The 16,481-nt window shown below is 43.7% G+C and carries 15 protein-coding genes; 13 read left to right on the top strand and 2 right to left on the bottom strand.

What is annotated here, in order from left to right:
* Positions 1 to 68: 68 nt before the first annotated feature.
* On the bottom strand, positions 69 to 1,469 hold the full coding sequence (locus ACVBIU_RS10480) for a M28 family metallopeptidase (RefSeq protein ID WP_447163710.1): 1,401 nt from the start codon (positions 1,467 to 1,469) through the stop codon (positions 69 to 71).
* A gap of 135 nt (positions 1,470 to 1,604) precedes the next feature.
* Here ACVBIU_RS10480 and ACVBIU_RS10475 point away from each other — a divergent pair, with 135 nt between their 5' ends.
* Complete coding sequence (locus ACVBIU_RS10475; RefSeq protein WP_012276241.1) at positions 1,605 to 1,919, top strand: ArsR/SmtB family transcription factor; 315 nt, start codon at positions 1,605 to 1,607, stop codon at positions 1,917 to 1,919.
* Positions 1,920 to 2,118: 199 nt separating this feature from the next.
* Here ACVBIU_RS10475 and rpsT read toward each other — a convergent pair whose 3' ends face one another.
* The gene (gene rpsT / locus ACVBIU_RS10470; RefSeq protein WP_447160455.1) at positions 2,119 to 2,385 is read right to left on the bottom strand and encodes a 30S ribosomal protein S20; all 267 of its coding nucleotides are present in this window, start codon (positions 2,383 to 2,385) and stop codon (positions 2,119 to 2,121) included.
* A 256-nt stretch (positions 2,386 to 2,641) separates the two neighbouring features.
* Between rpsT and murJ the strand changes: the two genes are divergently transcribed.
* From murJ to ACVBIU_RS10410, 12 genes are all read left to right on the top strand, one after another.
* Positions 2,642 to 4,201: a murein biosynthesis integral membrane protein MurJ gene (gene murJ / locus ACVBIU_RS10465; RefSeq protein ID WP_447160456.1), complete on the top strand. Its 1,560-nt coding sequence runs from the start codon at positions 2,642 to 2,644 to the stop codon at positions 4,199 to 4,201.
* 65 nt (positions 4,202 to 4,266) lie between these two features.
* On the top strand, positions 4,267 to 5,202 hold the full coding sequence (ribF, locus tag ACVBIU_RS10460; protein ID WP_447163709.1) for a bifunctional riboflavin kinase/FAD synthetase: 936 nt from the start codon (positions 4,267 to 4,269) through the stop codon (positions 5,200 to 5,202).
* A 31-nt stretch (positions 5,203 to 5,233) separates the two neighbouring features.
* The gene (gene ileS, locus ACVBIU_RS10455) at positions 5,234 to 8,056 is read left to right on the top strand and encodes an isoleucine--tRNA ligase (RefSeq protein ID WP_447163708.1); all 2,823 of its coding nucleotides are present in this window, start codon (positions 5,234 to 5,236) and stop codon (positions 8,054 to 8,056) included.
* Between the two features lie 10 nt (positions 8,057 to 8,066).
* On the top strand, positions 8,067 to 8,579 hold the full coding sequence (gene lspA, locus ACVBIU_RS10450) for a signal peptidase II (RefSeq protein WP_447160459.1): 513 nt from the start codon (positions 8,067 to 8,069) through the stop codon (positions 8,577 to 8,579).
* 13 nt (positions 8,580 to 8,592) lie between these two features.
* Positions 8,593 to 9,006, top strand: coding sequence for an FKBP-type peptidyl-prolyl cis-trans isomerase (gene fkpB, locus ACVBIU_RS10445; protein WP_447160517.1), 414 nt, complete (start codon positions 8,593 to 8,595; stop codon positions 9,004 to 9,006).
* A gap of 2 nt (positions 9,007 to 9,008) precedes the next feature.
* Entirely contained in the window at positions 9,009 to 9,938 is a 930-nt protein-coding gene (ispH, locus tag ACVBIU_RS10440) for a 4-hydroxy-3-methylbut-2-enyl diphosphate reductase (protein WP_447160460.1), read from the top strand.
* Between the two features lie 211 nt (positions 9,939 to 10,149).
* Positions 10,150 to 10,689, top strand: a complete 540-nt coding sequence (pilV, locus tag ACVBIU_RS10435; protein WP_447163707.1) for a type IV pilus modification protein PilV — start codon at positions 10,150 to 10,152, stop codon at positions 10,687 to 10,689.
* Complete coding sequence (locus tag ACVBIU_RS10430) at positions 10,686 to 11,678, top strand: PilW family protein (RefSeq protein WP_447163706.1); 993 nt, start codon at positions 10,686 to 10,688, stop codon at positions 11,676 to 11,678. Before pilV ends, ACVBIU_RS10430 begins: the two co-directional genes overlap by 4 nt.
* Positions 11,679 to 11,680: 2 nt before the next feature.
* Complete coding sequence (locus ACVBIU_RS10425) at positions 11,681 to 12,118, top strand: pilus assembly PilX family protein (protein ID WP_447163705.1); 438 nt, start codon at positions 11,681 to 11,683, stop codon at positions 12,116 to 12,118.
* Positions 12,119 to 12,120: 2 nt separating this feature from the next.
* Positions 12,121 to 15,666: a pilus assembly protein gene (locus ACVBIU_RS10420; RefSeq protein ID WP_447163704.1), complete on the top strand. Its 3,546-nt coding sequence runs from the start codon at positions 12,121 to 12,123 to the stop codon at positions 15,664 to 15,666.
* Positions 15,667 to 15,675: 9 nt separating this feature from the next.
* Positions 15,676 to 16,065, top strand: coding sequence for a type IV pilin protein (locus tag ACVBIU_RS10415; RefSeq protein ID WP_447163703.1), 390 nt, complete (start codon positions 15,676 to 15,678; stop codon positions 16,063 to 16,065).
* Complete coding sequence (locus tag ACVBIU_RS10410) at positions 16,065 to 16,364, top strand: TapY2 family type IVa secretion system protein (RefSeq protein WP_447163702.1); 300 nt, start codon at positions 16,065 to 16,067, stop codon at positions 16,362 to 16,364. The genes ACVBIU_RS10415 and ACVBIU_RS10410 overlap by 1 nt, the downstream gene beginning before the upstream one ends.
* Positions 16,365 to 16,481: the final 117 nt, after the last annotated feature.

Here is a 16,481-nt window from a genome sequence, read left to right as displayed (position 1 = left end):
TAATTTGCAAAAAAGCGGCCATCGGCTGCTTTTTTGTTTAGACGTCGATCTTGAAACTGAGAGTTCTATTATTTTGCCACTATCGGACGTAGCTCTATTGTCGACTGTGCCATTAAATAAGCAAACTGAGCATAAGCAGCCACATTTTGTTGCAGCGCCGCGGGATCAATTTTGTCTAACGTATCGTTAGGCGTGTGGTGATAATCGAAGTAGTCGCTACCATCCTGCCTAAGGGATGCTACAGGTACACCTTTAGATGGCAGCATGGATACATCTGGGCCACCTGAAGCGGTGTTACTGCCCATAACGACCCCATTAGCCGTCATTGGCTGACTTAGCTTAATAAGTTCTTCATATCCTTGCTCACTGGCTCTAAAGTCAATTTGATAGATACGACCCGCACCAAAGTCAGATTCCGCGGCAATATAATGCCTGTCAAGTTCAGCTTCATGGGCTTGAGCATAAGCTTTTCCACCGACAAGCCCTAGTTCTTCAGCGGCGTACAGTACAACCCGAATTGTGCGAGCGGGTTTTACGCTAAGGTCTTGGATCAGTTTTCCTGCAGCGGTTACAATTGCAACACCAGCGCCGTCATCGATAGCGCCAGTGCCTTCATCCCAAGAATCTAAATGCGCGCCAATGAGCACGATTTCATCAGGCTTGGTTGAACCCGTTACTTCTGCTATTACATTGTATGAAGTCGCAACGCCGTGATTCTCAGAGGAAAGCTGCAGTTTCACACTGACCGTTTTATCTCGTTTTAGCATAGCGTTGATTAGATCAGCATCTGGGTTTGACATCGCTGCAGCAGGTATTTTATCCACCCCGTCTTTATAGCGCATCATGCCTGTATGAGCCATGCGGTCATGATCGGTGCCGATTGAGCGGATGATAATCGCGACGGCGCCTTTTTCTGCCGCAGCAACAGCTCCTCTTGAGCGTCCGCCAACACTTTTACCGTAACCCTTACCCGTTTTATGACGCTCTGTGACGTGATCAATAAAGACTATCTTGCCTTGTACATCGGCCATATTGGCTTGCTTTAGAGCATGTAAACTATCAAAGCGGATAATATTCGCTTCTATGCCAGCTTTAGGCGTTGCTATGCTGCCACCTAAGGCTGTTATGACTAGAGGTTGAGGAAATGGCGCTGTGATAGCAGCTTTTGCGCTGCCGCGAGACCATACAGGGACTTGCACCGCTTCTTTATATACATTGTCGAATCCGAGTGAGGCTAATTTTGTTTCGGCCCATTGCACTGCAATAAGATCTTGCTCACTACCTGCTAACCGAGGGCCGACTTCAACCGTTAAAGATTCAACCAGCTCGTAAGCAAGATTAGAGCTAAGCGCTTTTTGTTGTAACGCTGCTGTTACTGCATTGTCTTTATTGTCAGTTGTGATGTGTTGACAGCCAATCAAGGCAAGAAAAACTAACCCAGAGAGTAAGTTGGTGTAGATGCTTTTCATGAGTTTCCTTTGTTTTTATTATGTATGTCCCATTTTTTAAAACAATCTAGCAAAAAGTGTGCTTTATGTCCCGACTATATCTGTAAGGCAACGCTATATTAGGGCGTCGGTTTGTTTTAGGAGAAATAGCTCGTAATGAATATAGAATTAATGCAGCAACGAGCAGACCATGCCGTTGTATTGTTGAAAGCATTGGCTAACGAACGTCGTCTGTTTATCTTGTGTTATCTTCTTAATGAAGGCGAGATGTGCGTTGGTGAAATGAACAAAAAGTTGGGATTAAGCCAATCGGCTTTGTCTCAACATTTAGCTTGGTTACGTAAAGATAATTTGGTTGAAACACGCAAAGAAGCTCAAACGGTTTATTATTCGTTAAAGAGTGAAGAAGTTGCAGAGATCATTAAATTACTGAATAACATCTATTGTGAAAGCTTAAAGACAGTTGCTTAGTCAAACTAAGACCAGTTGTTAGCAAAATTTGCTATGGCTGGTTTTATAGGCTTTGCAGAAGCGATGTAATGGATGACTGATAGAGAGGCTTGCCTCTCTATTTTTTTGCTTGAATTTTGATGATGCGAGTTGTGTACATAAATTACAGGCATAAAAAAACCGGCCGAGGCCGGTTTTTAATTTGCTTTAAAACTAAAAATTAAGCAGCAAGTGCTTTAATTTTAGCATTTAAGCGTGACTTATAACGAGCAGCCTTATTCTTGTGAATAAGACCTTTAGTCGCCATACGGTCAACAATTGGTTGTGCTTTAGCGAAAGCAGCAGTAGCTGTCGCGTGATCACCTGCATTGATTGCAGCAATTACTTTTTTAACGAAAGTACGTAACATTGAGCTACGGCTAGCGTTGTGTTGGCGACGCTTTTCAGACTGAAGCGCGCGCTTCTTTGCAGACTTGCTATTAGCCAAGGTGCAACTCCTAAAACTGGGTTTGGTATTTTTAAGGTCGAGGAATATGCCTTATTTTTGTCACTTTGTCAATGACAATGATTGAATCAATCTGATTAACTCAAAATAATCCAACCAGCTTGGCTATCTTCAACCTAACTCGTGTAATATGTGGCGCAATTCTAGCAGGTATTGCTATGAGACAATAGAGCTAATACTGATTTTTACGTGATATTAGCAAAAGTAATTTAGCTCTGTAGTAGGGGTGGGAGACGTTTTGAGCAAAAAGTTAGTAAAGTCAGGCCTGATTGTGAGTGCCATGACGTTGATTTCCCGTGTTTTAGGTTTAGTTCGAGACGTGGTTATCGCGAACCTCATGGGAGCGGGAAGTAGTGCGGATGTGTTTTTTTTCGCCAACAAGATCCCCAATTTTTTAAGACGCTTGTTTGCCGAAGGTGCTTTTGCGCAAGCATTTGTGCCTGTATTAACGGAGTATCAAGAAAAAAATAGCAGTGAAGAGGTTAAAGATCTCATTTCAAAGGTTGCCGGAACCTTAGGTGTACTTGTTAGCATTGTGACATTAGTCGGCGTGATTGCTTCACCTATCTTGGCGGCTCTATTTGGCGGCGGTTGGTTTTTAGCTTGGCTCAATGACGAACCTAATGGGGCAAAGTTTGAACTCGCTTCGTTAATGCTAAAGATTACTTTCCCTTATTTATGGTTTATCACCTTTACTGCGTTAGCTGGCTCGATATTAAATACTCGCGGCCGTTTTGCGGTGTCAGCGTTTACACCGGTATTTTTAAATATTGCCATTATCGCTGCGGCTATTTTCCTTGCACCAAATATGCAGCAGCCTGAAATTGGCTTGGCATGTGGTGTGTTTTTGGGTGGCTTAATCCAGTTCTTGTTTCAAATCCCTTTCCTGATGAAAGAGAAAGCGTTGGTGAAACCGAGCTGGGGGTGGAGTCACCCTGGCGTGACCAAAATACGCACTTTGATGATCCCGGCACTTTTTGGAGTCTCGGTGTCACAGATTAACTTATTGCTTGATACCTTTATTGCCAGCTTCTTGATGACTGGTTCGATTAGCTGGCTTTATTACTCCGATAGACTATTGGAGTTTCCTTTAGGATTATTTGGCATTGCGATCGCGACAGTTATTTTGCCTGCTTTATCTAAAAGACATGTTAATGCGGAAAGTGCTGAGTTTGCCAAAACCATGGATTGGGGAGTAAAAGCGATAATATTACTTGGGTTACCCGCAATGTGTGGTCTTATTTTGCTCGCCAAGCCAATGCTGATGGTGCTATTTATGCGCGGCGCATTTAGCTATGAAGATGTAGAAATGGCGTCATACAGTTTAATGGCATACGGTAGCGGCTTATTAAGCTTTATGTTGATAAAGATTCTTGCACCTGGTTATTACTCAAGACAAGATACCAAGACGCCTGTGCGTTATGGCATTATTGCTATGGTCAGTAACATGGTATTTAACCTGATTTTTGCGATTCCATTTGGTTATGTCGGTTTAGCTATCGCCACCTCTATGTCGGCGCTGCTTAATGCGGGGTTATTGTATCGTGGGCTACATAAGGCTAATGTTTACCGAGTGAATAAGGCGACGCTGGTCTTTTTAGCCAAGTCTGTGCTTGCGGCTGGGGTGATGTTGCTCGTGTTATTCCAATTCGATCCAACAACCGCTCAATGGCTTGATCTATCCTTTATAGAGCGCAGCTATACTTTGGTTAAGTTGATTGTATTTGCAGCAGTCGCTTACTTTATTTGCTTAGTTTGCCTCGGAATTCGCCCTTGGAAGATGAAAGCTGCTGTTTGAGTGCTGATTATAAAGCCTAGCTGGTATATAATCCGCCCATTTACTCTCATGTGTCGTGTAAGATAATGGAATTAATCCGCGGTATTCATAATATTTTGCCGAAACATCGAGGTTGCGTATTAAGCATAGGTAACTTCGATGGTGTTCACCGTGGTCATGCGGAAGTGATTAATCGGCTCGTCAAAAAAGCAGAGCAGTTAGGTCTGCCTGCTGCTGTAATGACGTTTGAACCGCAGCCACGAGAGTTGTTTCAAGGCGAAAATGCGCCAGCTCGCTTAAGTTTGCTGCGAGATAAAATCGTTTTACTCGATGAGTTAAAGATTGATCGTCTGTTATGTGTCAACTTTAACAAAAAGTTTTCAAGCTATAGTGCCGAAGACTTTATCGAGCAACTGTTAGTTAAGGCCTTAGGCGTTAAGTACTTAGTTGTAGGCGACGACTTTTGTTTTGGTAAGCAGCGTAAAGGTAATTTTGAGATGCTGCGTAAGGCCGGAGAGAAGTTTGGTTTTGTGGTGGTGAGCACTCAGAGCTTTATTCTTGGCGACAAGCGTGTGAGTTCGACCGAAATAAGACAGCAGCTTGCAAAAGGTAACTTAGAGCAGGCTCGGCGTTTGTTGGGGCATCCTTTTACATTAAGCGGTAAGGTTGCTCACGGTGAAAAAATAGGGCGAACCATAGGTTTCCCTACCGCTAACATTGCCTTAAAACGTAAAGTGACGCCGGTAAGAGGCGTGTTTGCAGTAAAAGTCTATTGGGATAATAGCGATATATATGAAGGCGTAGCCAACGTTGGTTTTAGACCTACGGTAAATGGTCAAGTCTGTCAGTTAGAAGTCCATTTGTTTGATTTTGATGGTGACCTTTATGGTAAAGCCGTTGAAGTTGAATTAGTGGCAAAGATTAGAGACGAGCAGCCATTTGGATCGTTAGATGCGCTGAAAAAACAAATTAAAGATGATGCCAATAGAGCGAAAGCCCTACTTGGTAGCGATGCAGGCTGAACAGCTTAGCTAACAAAACGGTAAAGGATCAATGAGCGACTATAAATCTACTTTGAATTTGCCGGAAACAGAGTTTCCGATGCGTGGTAATTTGGCTAATCGTGAGCCAGAGATGTTGAAATCTTGGAACGAGAATGGACTGTACCAGCAGATCCGTGAAAGCCGTAAAGATGCTAAACCGTTTATTTTGCATGATGGTCCTCCATATGCGAACGGTGATATTCATATTGGTCACTCAGTAAACAAAATTCTTAAAGATATTATTATTAAGTCAAAGACCATGTCTGGTTTTGACGCGCCTTACGTTCCTGGGTGGGACTGTCATGGTCTACCTATTGAGCTTAAAGTTGAGCAAAAAGTAGGTAAGCCTGGCCACAAGGTCACAGCGGCTGAGTTTCGCCAAAAGTGCCGTGAATATGCTGCTAAGCAGGTTGACGGTCAGCGTGATGATTTTATTCGCTTAGGTGTATTTGCTGATTGGCAAAACCCATACCTAACAATGGATTTCAGCACTGAAGCTAATATCGTGCGCTCACTGTCTAAGGTGATCGATAACGGCCACCTGCATAAAGGCGTTAAGCCAGTACATTGGTGTACAGATTGTGGTTCTGCTTTAGCTGAAGCTGAAGTTGAATATGAAGACAAGATGTCTCCTGCGATCGATGTTGCTTTCATCGCTGTAGATAAGAGCGCTTTACTGGCTAAGTTTGGTTTGACTGATTACGCTCACGATATCTCAATGGTTATCTGGACGACGACGCCATGGACTCTGCCGGCTAACCGCGCGTTAGCAGTAGGCGCTAATGTTGAGTATACCTTAGTTGAGATGGTGAAAGATGGTCAGACTCAAGCATTAGTATTGGCGACTGATTTGTATGAATCATGTGTTGAGCGCTTTGGCGCACAATCACACACTGTACTGGGTACTGTAGCCGGTAGTGATTTAGAGCTACTTCGTTTTAATCACCCATTCTATGATTTTGATGTGCCTGTTATTTTAGGTGATCACGTCACCGTTGATTCAGGTACCGGTATCGTTCATACCGCACCGGGTCATGGTCAAGACGACTTTGTTGTTGGTCAAAAGTACGGTCTAGAAGTGGCTAACCCTGTGGGTGATAACGGCGTTTATAAGCCAGATACTGAAATCTTCGCTGGTTTACATGTATTTAAGGCAAACAAGAACGTTGTTGAATTGCTAGAAGAGAAAGGCGCGCTGCTTAGTCATGTACAAATTAAGCATAGCTACCCGCATTGTTGGAGACATAAAACGCCAATTATCTTCCGCGCTACGCCGCAGTGGTTTATTTCTATGGATCAAAAGGGTCTGCGTACGCAGGCAATCAGTGAAATAGAGCAAACTAAATGGATCCCTGATTGGGGCCAGAGCCGTATCGAGAAGATGGTAGAGAACCGTCCGGACTGGTGTATTTCACGTCAACGTACATGGGGCGTACCAATTACCCTATTCGTACACCGTGAAACAGAAGAGTTACACCCAGATAGTGTGTCTTTGATGGAGCGCGTAGCTGCTCGTATCGAACAACAAGGCATTCAAGCTTGGTGGGATCTCGATGCATCAGAACTCTTAGGTGAAGAAGCAGACCAGTACCGCAAAGTGACTGACACATTAGACGTTTGGTATGATTCAGGTTCAACATTCTCGACTGTTGTTGCTGCACGTCCAGAGTTCCATGGCCATGATATTGACCTTTACCTAGAGGGTAGCGATCAACACCGTGGTTGGTTTATGTCATCACTCATGATCTCGACAGCGATGAATGGCAAAGCGCCGTACAAGCAAGTGCTTACTCACGGTTTCACCGTGGATGGTCAAGGCCGTAAGATGTCTAAGTCTGTTGGTAACGTGATTTCACCGCAGCATGTGACTAATAAGTTAGGCGCAGACATTCTACGTTTGTGGGTTGCAGCGACAGATTACAGTGGCGAAATGACGGTATCTGACCAGATCTTAAACCGTAGCGCTGATGCATACCGTCGTATCCGTAACACGGCTCGATTCCTACTGGCTAACATCAATGGCTTTAACCCAGCAACAGATATGGTTGCAGTTGAAGACATGGTTGCACTTGATCGCTGGGTTGTTCGCCGTGCAGCTGCACTGCAACAAGAGCTACTAGAAGCATACGAACAGTATAACTTCCACTTAGTAACGCAAAAACTAATGCAGTTCTGTTCAGTTGAGCTAGGTAGTTTCTACTTAGATATTATTAAAGACAGACAGTACACAGCAAAAGAAGATAGCAACGCGCGTCGTAGTTGTCAGTCTGCACTGTACCTTATCTCAGAAGCAATGGTGCGCTGGATGGCGCCAATCCTAAGCTTTACTGCTGATGAGATCTGGAAACTGCTGCCTGGTGAGCGCGGTGAATACGTATTTACTGAAACCTGGTATGAAGGCCTTAAGTCAGTGACACTTGAATCTGATTTGAGTGATGAGTACTGGGATCAGTTATTAGCCGTTCGCGCCGAAGTGAACAAGGTTATTGAAAATGCTCGTCGTGAGAAGCAGATCGGTGGTTCATTAGAAGCTGAGGTGACTTTATTTGCCGATGAAGCATTAGCAGCAATCCTTGAAAATCTTGGTGATGAGCTGCGCTTTGTGTTGCTAACGTCTAAGACTGAAGTCGTTGCATTAGCGGCAGCACCAGCTGATGCGATTGAAACAGAGCTTGCTTCACTTAAGCTGAGCTTGAAAAAGTCTGAAGCAGAAAAGTGTGAGCGCTGCTGGCACCATAGAGAAGATGTTGGCACCGTTGCTGAGCATCCAACACTATGTACTCGCTGCGTGACTAACATCGAAGGCGAAGGCGAAGTTCGCCAATTTGCATAAAGGAACTGTCATGCCCACTACATGGAAAGACAGTGGCCTGCGTTGGTATTGGATAGTTGTGTTGGTATTTGTTGCCGACCAACTATCTAAGCAATGGGTGTTGTCGAATTTTAATCTTGGTGAATCGATTCAGTTACTGCCGGTTTTTAACTTTACCTATGTGCGTAACTATGGTGCTGCATTTAGCTTTTTAAGTGATGCAGGCGGTTGGCAGCGCTGGTTATTTACCTTTGTTGCAGTCGGCTTTAGCGTATTATTATCAGTTTGGCTGCGTCAGCAGCCAAGCAAGATGTGGCGCTTAAACCTTGCTTATACTTTAGTTATTGGTGGGGCGCTAGGTAATCTGATCGATCGTCTGCAGCATGGCTATGTAGTAGACTTTTTACATTTCTATTGGAATACCAGCCATTTTCCTGCATTTAATATCGCCGATTCGGCAATTTGTGTGGGCGCAGCACTTATCATTTTAGACTCATTTATTACGGGTAAAGATGATAAAAAAACTGATGGCGTAAAGGAGTAATTAAGTGTCTGAGATGCATTCAATTTTATGTCATATGAATATAGTGCTTGAAGATGGTTCAACCGCTGAAAGCACACGTTCAAGTGGCAAGCCTGCACGATTTAATGTCGGTGATGAAAGCTTAAGTCCGGCATTTGAAGCTGAGATTATCAACCTCAAAGAGGGAGATAAGCACAACTTTACATTGCAAGCCGCTGATACATTTGGCGAATCAAATCCAGATGCTGTACATCATATGGATAAAAGCCGTTTCCCTGCCGACATGAAGCTTGAGCCTGGTGTGATAGTGAGTTTTGCAGGCCCAGGTGGCAGTGAAATTCCAGGCATGGTAAGAGATGTGGTGGGCGACTCGGTAACAATCGATTTGAACCATCCATTGGCGGGACAAGTGCTCACCTTTGAACTAGAAGTGGTACAGGTACTGTAATTATGAATATTCTTCTGGCCAATCCCCGAGGATTCTGTGCTGGCGTAGATCGCGCGATTAGCATTGTAGAACGTGCGTTAGAGCTTTTCTCTCCGCCAATCTACGTACGCCACGAAGTGGTCCATAATCGCTATGTGGTGCAGAACTTAAAAGATCGCGGTGCAGTGTTTGTCGAAGAGTTAGACCAAGTGCCTGATGAAAGCATCGTGATCTTCAGTGCTCATGGTGTGTCTCAAGCGGTTCGCTCTGAAGCCAAGAAGCGTGGTCTTAAAGTATTTGATGCGACTTGTCCGCTGGTCACTAAAGTTCATCTTCAGGTTGCACGTGCCAGCCGCAAGGGCATTGAGTGTATCTTAATTGGCCATGCAGGCCATCCAGAAGTGGAAGGCACCATGGGGCAATACGATAACCCTGCAGGTGGTGTTCATTTGGTTGAGTCGCCTGAAGATGTCGCGCGGCTTGTGGTTAACGATCCAGAGAACTTATGTTTTGTCACGCAAACAACCTTATCAATGGATGATACGGCCGATGTCATTGCTTCGCTGCAAAAGAAGTATCCTTCGATTGAAGGCCCGCGCAAAGATGATATCTGTTATGCGACACAAAATCGTCAAGATGCTGTGCGTAATGTGGCTGAAAAGGTAGAGTTGTTTATTGTGGTCGGCTCGAAAAACAGCTCCAATTCAAATCGTCTGCGTGAATTAGCTCAGAAGAAAGGAACACAAGCTTTCTTAGTCGACAATGCTGATGATGTTGACGCAACTTGGTTCAATGGTGTTCAACGCGTAGCGGTAACCGCAGGAGCATCGGCCCCAGAAGTATTGGTTAAACAAGTTGTTGATGCTATCGCTAATATGGCGCCAAGTGTGGTGACAGAAGTCGAAGGACGTCTAGAAGACACCGTTTTTGCTGTACCTGCCGAGCTTCGTTAATACCTAACGACACTCAGATACAAATTGAAATAAAAAAGAGGCCTAGGCCTCTTTTTTTTGATCAAAATTCAACCCAAATGACTGTTGAACATGATATTTATTTGAGTTCATCTATCTAGCATTCGACTAAAGTGGTAATGATCTATATGCTGTGTTGCATTTCATAAAGTGCCAATTTTAAACGTTAAAACAACAATCTAGGCTCAATAATATGATCAATGCAGAGGAATTGACGGTGCAAATCAGAGAGAGCGGACTTTCATTAATCGAAGTATTAGTTGCTTTGGTTATTCTAACCGTCGGCTTGATTGGTGTTTTCAATCTCCACGTGGTTTCTAAGCGTGGTAGTTTTGAGTCCTTCCAGCAAACCTTAGCGGCATATTCTGCAAATGACATAGTGAACCGACTTCGACTGAATCACTCACAAATGATTGCTTATAGTGGTGAATATACTGGCACCTTGAACAAGCCTGGTAAGTCTTGTGACGTTGCTGTAAACGCTAATGTGACTTGCTCAAGCACAGAAACGTTAGCTTGGGATATATATCAATGGAAATTACTCATGGATGGTTTGGATGGCGCCACAGGCTGTATTGAAGCAAAGGCAAATGGAGATGTTGCCATAGCCATTACTTGGCGAGGTATTCAGGAGACTAGTGATGGTGCGGCAAATAGCACTAGTTTTGTAAAAGGTTGCGGTACGGCAAATGATCGCCGCCGCGTCTACTTACTCCAGACTGTGATCCTATGAGGCAGAATACTTTTTCTCTAGTAAAGCCTTTAGGCTTCTCACTTGTAGAGTTAATGGTGGCTATGCTGATCAGCTTATTTTTAACTGCTGGTCTTTTGTCTATGTTTTCTATGTCCTCTTCCAATGTCACCACCACTAGTCAATTTAACCAATTACAAGAAAATGGCCGTATTGCATTGGCCTTAGTTGAGCGAGATGTGAGTCAAGTTAGTTTTATGGCTGATTTGACTGGAATAGATTTAAATGTGGGAGTCAATACCTCTATTCTGGCTGCCGCGATTCCTGCAGGCAGTGACTGCATCGGTGGCGGGCCTAACAATGCGAGTTTCCCTGAAAGTGGTACATCTTCAAACTTTAGAAAACTATGGGGATACGAAAGTGGAGTTGGCGGAGAGTCTATTGCATGTTTGGGAAGCGTAATTGCCAATACTGATGTCTTGCAAATAAAAAGGCTAGTCGGCCCTGCTACCAATTCATTTAACAACAACCGCTATTACATGGGAACGAGTAGCAACCAGGGAATAATATTTGCTGGAAATCAAACCCCACCGACGATAGATAACGGTCGCTTTTGGGAGTATCAACATCACATCTACTTTATCCAAATGAGTAATGGTGTGCCTGTTTTAATGAGGCGAGTACTTGGTGTCGGCGGCATGAATAGCGCTAACTCTGTCGAGCAGCTCGTTGAAGGCGTCGAGAATTTTAGGGTGATGTACGGTTTTGATATTAACGGTGACAATAGCGCCGACAGTTTTATGCCTGCCCAAAATGTGAGTTCGCCTATGTGGGATGGCTCGCCAAACCAAAGACTAGTTGCAATTAGGATATACCTGCTGGTTAGAACTGTAGAAGAAGATAATAGCTATACCGATGAACAGACTTATGAGCTCGGCGATAAGACTATTGCCGCAGCAAATGATGGTTTTAGGCGTCGAGTCTTATCGACAACAATCATACTTGAAAACCCAATATTGCTAGGAAGCTAATCATGCAAAAGCAGAAAGGCGTGGTGCTATTTTTTGCTCTAATTGTGTTGTTGATGATGACCGTTATAGGCGTGGCGTTGGCTGTGAATTCGACTCAGTCGATCCGTATGGCTGGGGCCAGCTCTGAACGTGTGGTAGCAAAGTCTGAGGCTAAAGGGGGGCAAGACCGCGTTATTGTTAATAATTCAGGGCGCAATTTTGCCAACGTTAATACGATGAATCCGGTTAAGGATCCTAGTTTCAATGTCACTAGCTCATTTATCGCTTTATCTGATGGTGATGTTGATTGTGCTCGAAAAGTTCATGCTAGTCAGGCGAGTGTAATTGATTGTGTACCAATTGAAGTATCGAGTCAGTCAACATATGGGCGAAGTAATATGGGGCGTTTAACTCTAGTAGCAGGAATAGAACAAGAAGTTCTAGCTAACTCAGGAAATTAGTAATGAAAATTAATAAATGTCTTAAGTCATTTTCTATATCGCTCACGGTGGCGTTGACGGTTTTCTCTGGAATGAGTTTTAGCGATGATACTGAACTTTATGTATTTGAGTCATCGGCTCGTTCAGGCTCGCGGCCTCAAGTACTGATCATCTTTGATAACTCCAGTAGTATGAAAACCTGGGAGTGGACTGATGATTTGTATGATCGAGGTGAAACTGTTGATGATGGCACTAAAATATTTTACAGCAAGGGGGGAGTCGGGGTTCCTGAGCCAACCAGTCCGAATCATTTTCTAAGTGCAGTTAATGGTTGTGCCTCCTCTAAAGAGTATTTAGCTGACTATGGGATGTTTACTGGATTCATCCGCCAATATAGCTTTACAGGTGAAAATGGTGAGTGGTCTGAGTTACCCGATATATTAGGTACTGACGTTAGCACACTCGACTGTTTTGAAGATTTTGAAGATAAGAATAATCTTTATTTTGGCAATGCAAGCGGCATAGGCTCAGGTTTTCCTGTTGATAGCTTAGGCTCTAAAGATAGCCCTGTACTATATACCTATATAAATCAAAGTGCTGAACCTTCAGATATCGATGCTGCTGTTGAAACGGCAACACTGACTGAATTTGGTACAGGAAAGTCTGTTTCCTTATATACCGAGCGCTATGTCAATTGGTATCACTCGACTAAAAGTCAAGGTTGGACCTATCGTTTAGATATTGCAAAACGAGTGATAGAAGACACGGTTGTAGCGACACCGGGTGTTGATTTCGGCTTAGCTGTGTTTAATGGTAATTACAATAACGACCAAAATGGCGGAAGGGTGATCTCAGGGATTAAGCGCCTCAATACGGGTGACAAAGTATCCTTAATTGACACCATTAATGGATTGGGACCTGATACATGGACGCCACTATGTGAAACTTTGTATGAGTCTTATCTTTATTTTGCCGGCAAAGCAGTTAAGTATGGCTTGCAAGCAGATGACTACTTGCCAAATAGAGATGAAACAATAGAAGAAAATGGTTCATACATTTCTCCATTTAAAGCGATGAAGTGCTCTAATAATGCTTATGTTGTTTATATTACCGACGGCGCACCTAACGAAGATAATAACGCAGACTATGACATTGGACTATTAGATGGATATCGTCCAGATGATCGTCAAGGCAACAGCTATATGCCAGCTTTAGCGAGTGTGATGAATCGCAAAGATGTCAATAGCTCTATAGATGGCGAACAGCATGTTACAACATTTACTATTGGATTTAGTGAAGGTGCTAGTAGTGCTGCACCGATCTTAATAAAAACGGCAAATCTAGGGGGGGGGAAATACTTCGCTGCTAAGGATGCCTCAGAGTTACAATCAGCATTGCAGGAGGTGTTCTCGGATATCCTAGAGGTAAATGCAAGTTTTACTTCACCATCAATTGCTAGTAATAACTTTGATAGAACACAAACCTTTGACTCGGTTTATTATGCAATGTTTTTACCCAATAAAGGTGCACGTTGGGTGGGCAATATTAAAAAATTTAAAGTAAAAGGTAACGGTGACATTGTTGATAAGAATGGCGCTAACGCTATTGGTGATGACGGAAATTTAAAAGATTCAGCATGTTCATATTGGACGCCTAATTCAGTTTGCTCTGCAGCCAGTGGTGGTGGGGATGGTAACGATGTTCTTACTGGTGGTGTGCTACATGAGCTGCAAACCACAAGTACTGATAATCGAACGATTTATGGCGACTTTGGTAACAAGGGGAGCCTGTCTGAATTTAGCCGTAATAAAGCGGTAGTAAAAGCGGGAAGTGCATCGGCATTAGCTGCTCACATGGGGATCAGCCCCTCGCAAATTAACGATTATTTTGATTGGATAAAAGGGGAGGATGTTGATGATGATAATAACGATAAGTCAACATCAGATGTTCGAGGCGATGTGTTTGGTGATCCACTGCACTCTAGGCCGGTAGCGATTAACTTCGGTACAGAGGGCAATCCAGATATTCGGATTGTGTTAGGGACGAACCATGGTTTCTTACACATGTTCAAAGATGAAGGTAACACAGTATCAGAAACTTGGTCATTTATGCCTTATGAGTTGTTACCCAATATCAGGGAGCTTAGGGCTAATGTGCCCACCGGCTTGCATTCTGTGTATGGCTTTGATACTCCCCCCGTGTCGTTTGTGCAAACCAAAAGCTCTGGCGAAGTTGACAAAGCCTGGTTATTTGCAGGGATGAGGCGCGGTGGTAAATCCTATTATGCATTAGATATCTCTGACCCTGATAGGCCTAAAATGCTGTGGAAAGTCAGTGCTGATGATGCTGGAATGGCCGAGCTTGGGCAAACCTGGGCTGAACCTGTGGTGACTTACATCCCCGGCTGGCCAGCAGGTAATACTGATTACTCAAAAGCAAAGCCGGTATTGATTTTTGGTGCAGGTTACTCACCGTCGACTAAAGATGGCGCAGCAGTTGGAACTGATGACTCTCAAGGCCGAGGAGTATTTATATTAGATGCTGAAACCGGTGCTTTAGTCCATTCGTTTGGTCCAAACAATGGCAGTACTGTCACCCAAATGCCGGGGATTAAAGATAGTATCCCTAATGCCGTTGCCGTATTAGATAGTAATGGTGACAAATTAACCGATCGTATTTATGCATCTGATACTGGTGCAAATGTTTGGCGTATCGACCTACCTAGTGCCAACCCTAAAGACAGCTCTCGTCCTTGGACTGCATTTAAATTTGCAGATTTAGGTGGCAGCTCAGTTACCAGTGATAGGCGCTTTTTCGTTGAGCCTGCAGTCGCCCAAACCGTATTTACCAATATTGCTGAAGTGGATGTCACTAGCGGTGGGGTTACAACGAGCACCACAACTTATCAAAGTGTTCCTTACGACGCCGTGGTGATAGGTTCTGGTCATCGACCACACCCGCTTGATGTTAAGCGAAGTGATTACTTTTTTACCTTGCAAGATCGCAATGTTGTCACTCGTTCATTTACTGGTTCTGGCAATAATACTATTCCCAGCCCAATTACCTTTAATAACCTCTATGATGTGACTTCAGGTTCGCCTGCAACGGATGCTGATAATATCGAGTTTGGCAAGACGTTAGGCTGGTACTATAACTTTGGCGGCGTGGGGGAAAAGAGTTTAGCTGCGGCGACAATTATTGAAGGGCGAGTGTTTTTTACTTCTTATGTGCCAGGGCAAGCATCTGATGCTAATCAGTGCTTAGTCAGCGGTGTAGGTCGTTTATATGGTTTTGACCTGCATAGAGGCATACGCTCATATACTCATGAGTACCTTGAAATGGGGGAAAGAGTACCTGATACTCCGCAGCTTGTCGTGCCGCCAAATGGTTCTGATGACAGCTATATGTACCTTATTGGCATCGGTGCTGCAGGAGAGAAAATGGAACCTGTTGATTGCCCTGCAGGCAGCATAGATTGTCCGCCACCGCCACCTTGTGCACCGGGAGACAATAAGTGTGTAGGCGGTGCGTTAGGTGTAAACCGAATTTATTATCACGTAAACGAGTAGGTTAGATAGATGTTGAAACATAAAGGTTTTACCTTAATTGAATTAATGATTACGGTCGCAATTATTGGGATTTTGGCATCAATCGCTTATCCATCATATGTTGAGTATGTGGCAAAAGGTGTTAGAGCTGATGGTCTATCGCTACTTGTTAAGGCGGCAAATAGGCAAGAGCAGTTTTATTTAGATAATCGCGCTTACACCAAAGATATGACTAAGCTGGGTTTTAACAAGAGTCCGTTTGTAACCGAAAGTGGTGATTACAGCCTGAGTAGTACTATTGGCACAGGTAGTTTTACTCTTACAGCTACAGCCTTGGCTGGGCAGGCAAAAAGAGATAGCGAATGTGCGACAATCACAATCACTGAAATTGGAGCGAAATCTCCTAAGGCGTGTTGGTAATGAAATGGACTTCATTATTAACGCTGATATTAGCTTCCAGCGTGCAAGCAAATGTTCCTGAAGTTAAAAAGCAAGATTACAAATGCTATGTCGAAACAACAGCAGATCATCGAATTGAGTTTTTTCACTGGCGGATTGATAGCGTACAAAAGCGTATAAATAAACTTGTTACTATGCCCGTCTATACTGACAATCGCTATGCCCGCACGTATATTAAAGAAGTCATCGAGTGTGCCCCATTAGATGTGCCATTTAAAAATGCTAAGGCTAGAGCATTAGATGAGATAACACCAAAATAAATGCTGAAGGCTTAAATAAAAAAAACCACCAATAATTGGTTAATGCCGTTCACTTAAGGTGAACGGCATTTTTATTTTTGGCATACCGTTGAGGCCTTGGTTTTACTGTTCTGGGGA

It is taken from the genome of Shewanella sp. 30m-14 (assembly GCF_052977125.1).
This window is presented reverse-complemented; position numbering and strand designations above follow the sequence as displayed.

Bases quoted from the DNA above. Each gene is read 5' to 3' on its own strand.
- ACVBIU_RS10480 (WP_447163710.1), bottom strand. From the start codon at position 1,469: ATGAAAAGCATCTACACCAACTTACTCTCTGGGTTAGTTTTTCTTGCC.
- ACVBIU_RS10475 (WP_012276241.1), top strand. From the start codon at position 1,605: ATGAATATAGAATTAATGCAGCAACGAGCAGACCATGCCGTTGTATTG.
- ribF (WP_447163709.1), top strand. From the start codon at position 4,267: ATGGAATTAATCCGCGGTATTCATAATATTTTGCCGAAACATCGAGGT.
- ileS (WP_447163708.1), top strand. From the start codon at position 5,234: ATGAGCGACTATAAATCTACTTTGAATTTGCCGGAAACAGAGTTTCCG.
- lspA (WP_447160459.1), top strand. From the start codon at position 8,067: ATGCCCACTACATGGAAAGACAGTGGCCTGCGTTGGTATTGGATAGTT.
- fkpB (WP_447160517.1), top strand. From the start codon at position 8,593: ATGCATTCAATTTTATGTCATATGAATATAGTGCTTGAAGATGGTTCA.
- ispH (WP_447160460.1), top strand. From the start codon at position 9,009: ATGAATATTCTTCTGGCCAATCCCCGAGGATTCTGTGCTGGCGTAGAT.
- pilV (WP_447163707.1), top strand. From the start codon at position 10,150: ATGATCAATGCAGAGGAATTGACGGTGCAAATCAGAGAGAGCGGACTT.
- ACVBIU_RS10430 (WP_447163706.1), top strand. From the start codon at position 10,686: ATGAGGCAGAATACTTTTTCTCTAGTAAAGCCTTTAGGCTTCTCACTT.
- ACVBIU_RS10425 (WP_447163705.1), top strand. From the start codon at position 11,681: ATGCAAAAGCAGAAAGGCGTGGTGCTATTTTTTGCTCTAATTGTGTTG.
- ACVBIU_RS10420 (WP_447163704.1), top strand. From the start codon at position 12,121: ATGAAAATTAATAAATGTCTTAAGTCATTTTCTATATCGCTCACGGTG.
- ACVBIU_RS10415 (WP_447163703.1), top strand. From the start codon at position 15,676: ATGTTGAAACATAAAGGTTTTACCTTAATTGAATTAATGATTACGGTC.
- ACVBIU_RS10410 (WP_447163702.1), top strand. From the start codon at position 16,065: ATGAAATGGACTTCATTATTAACGCTGATATTAGCTTCCAGCGTGCAA.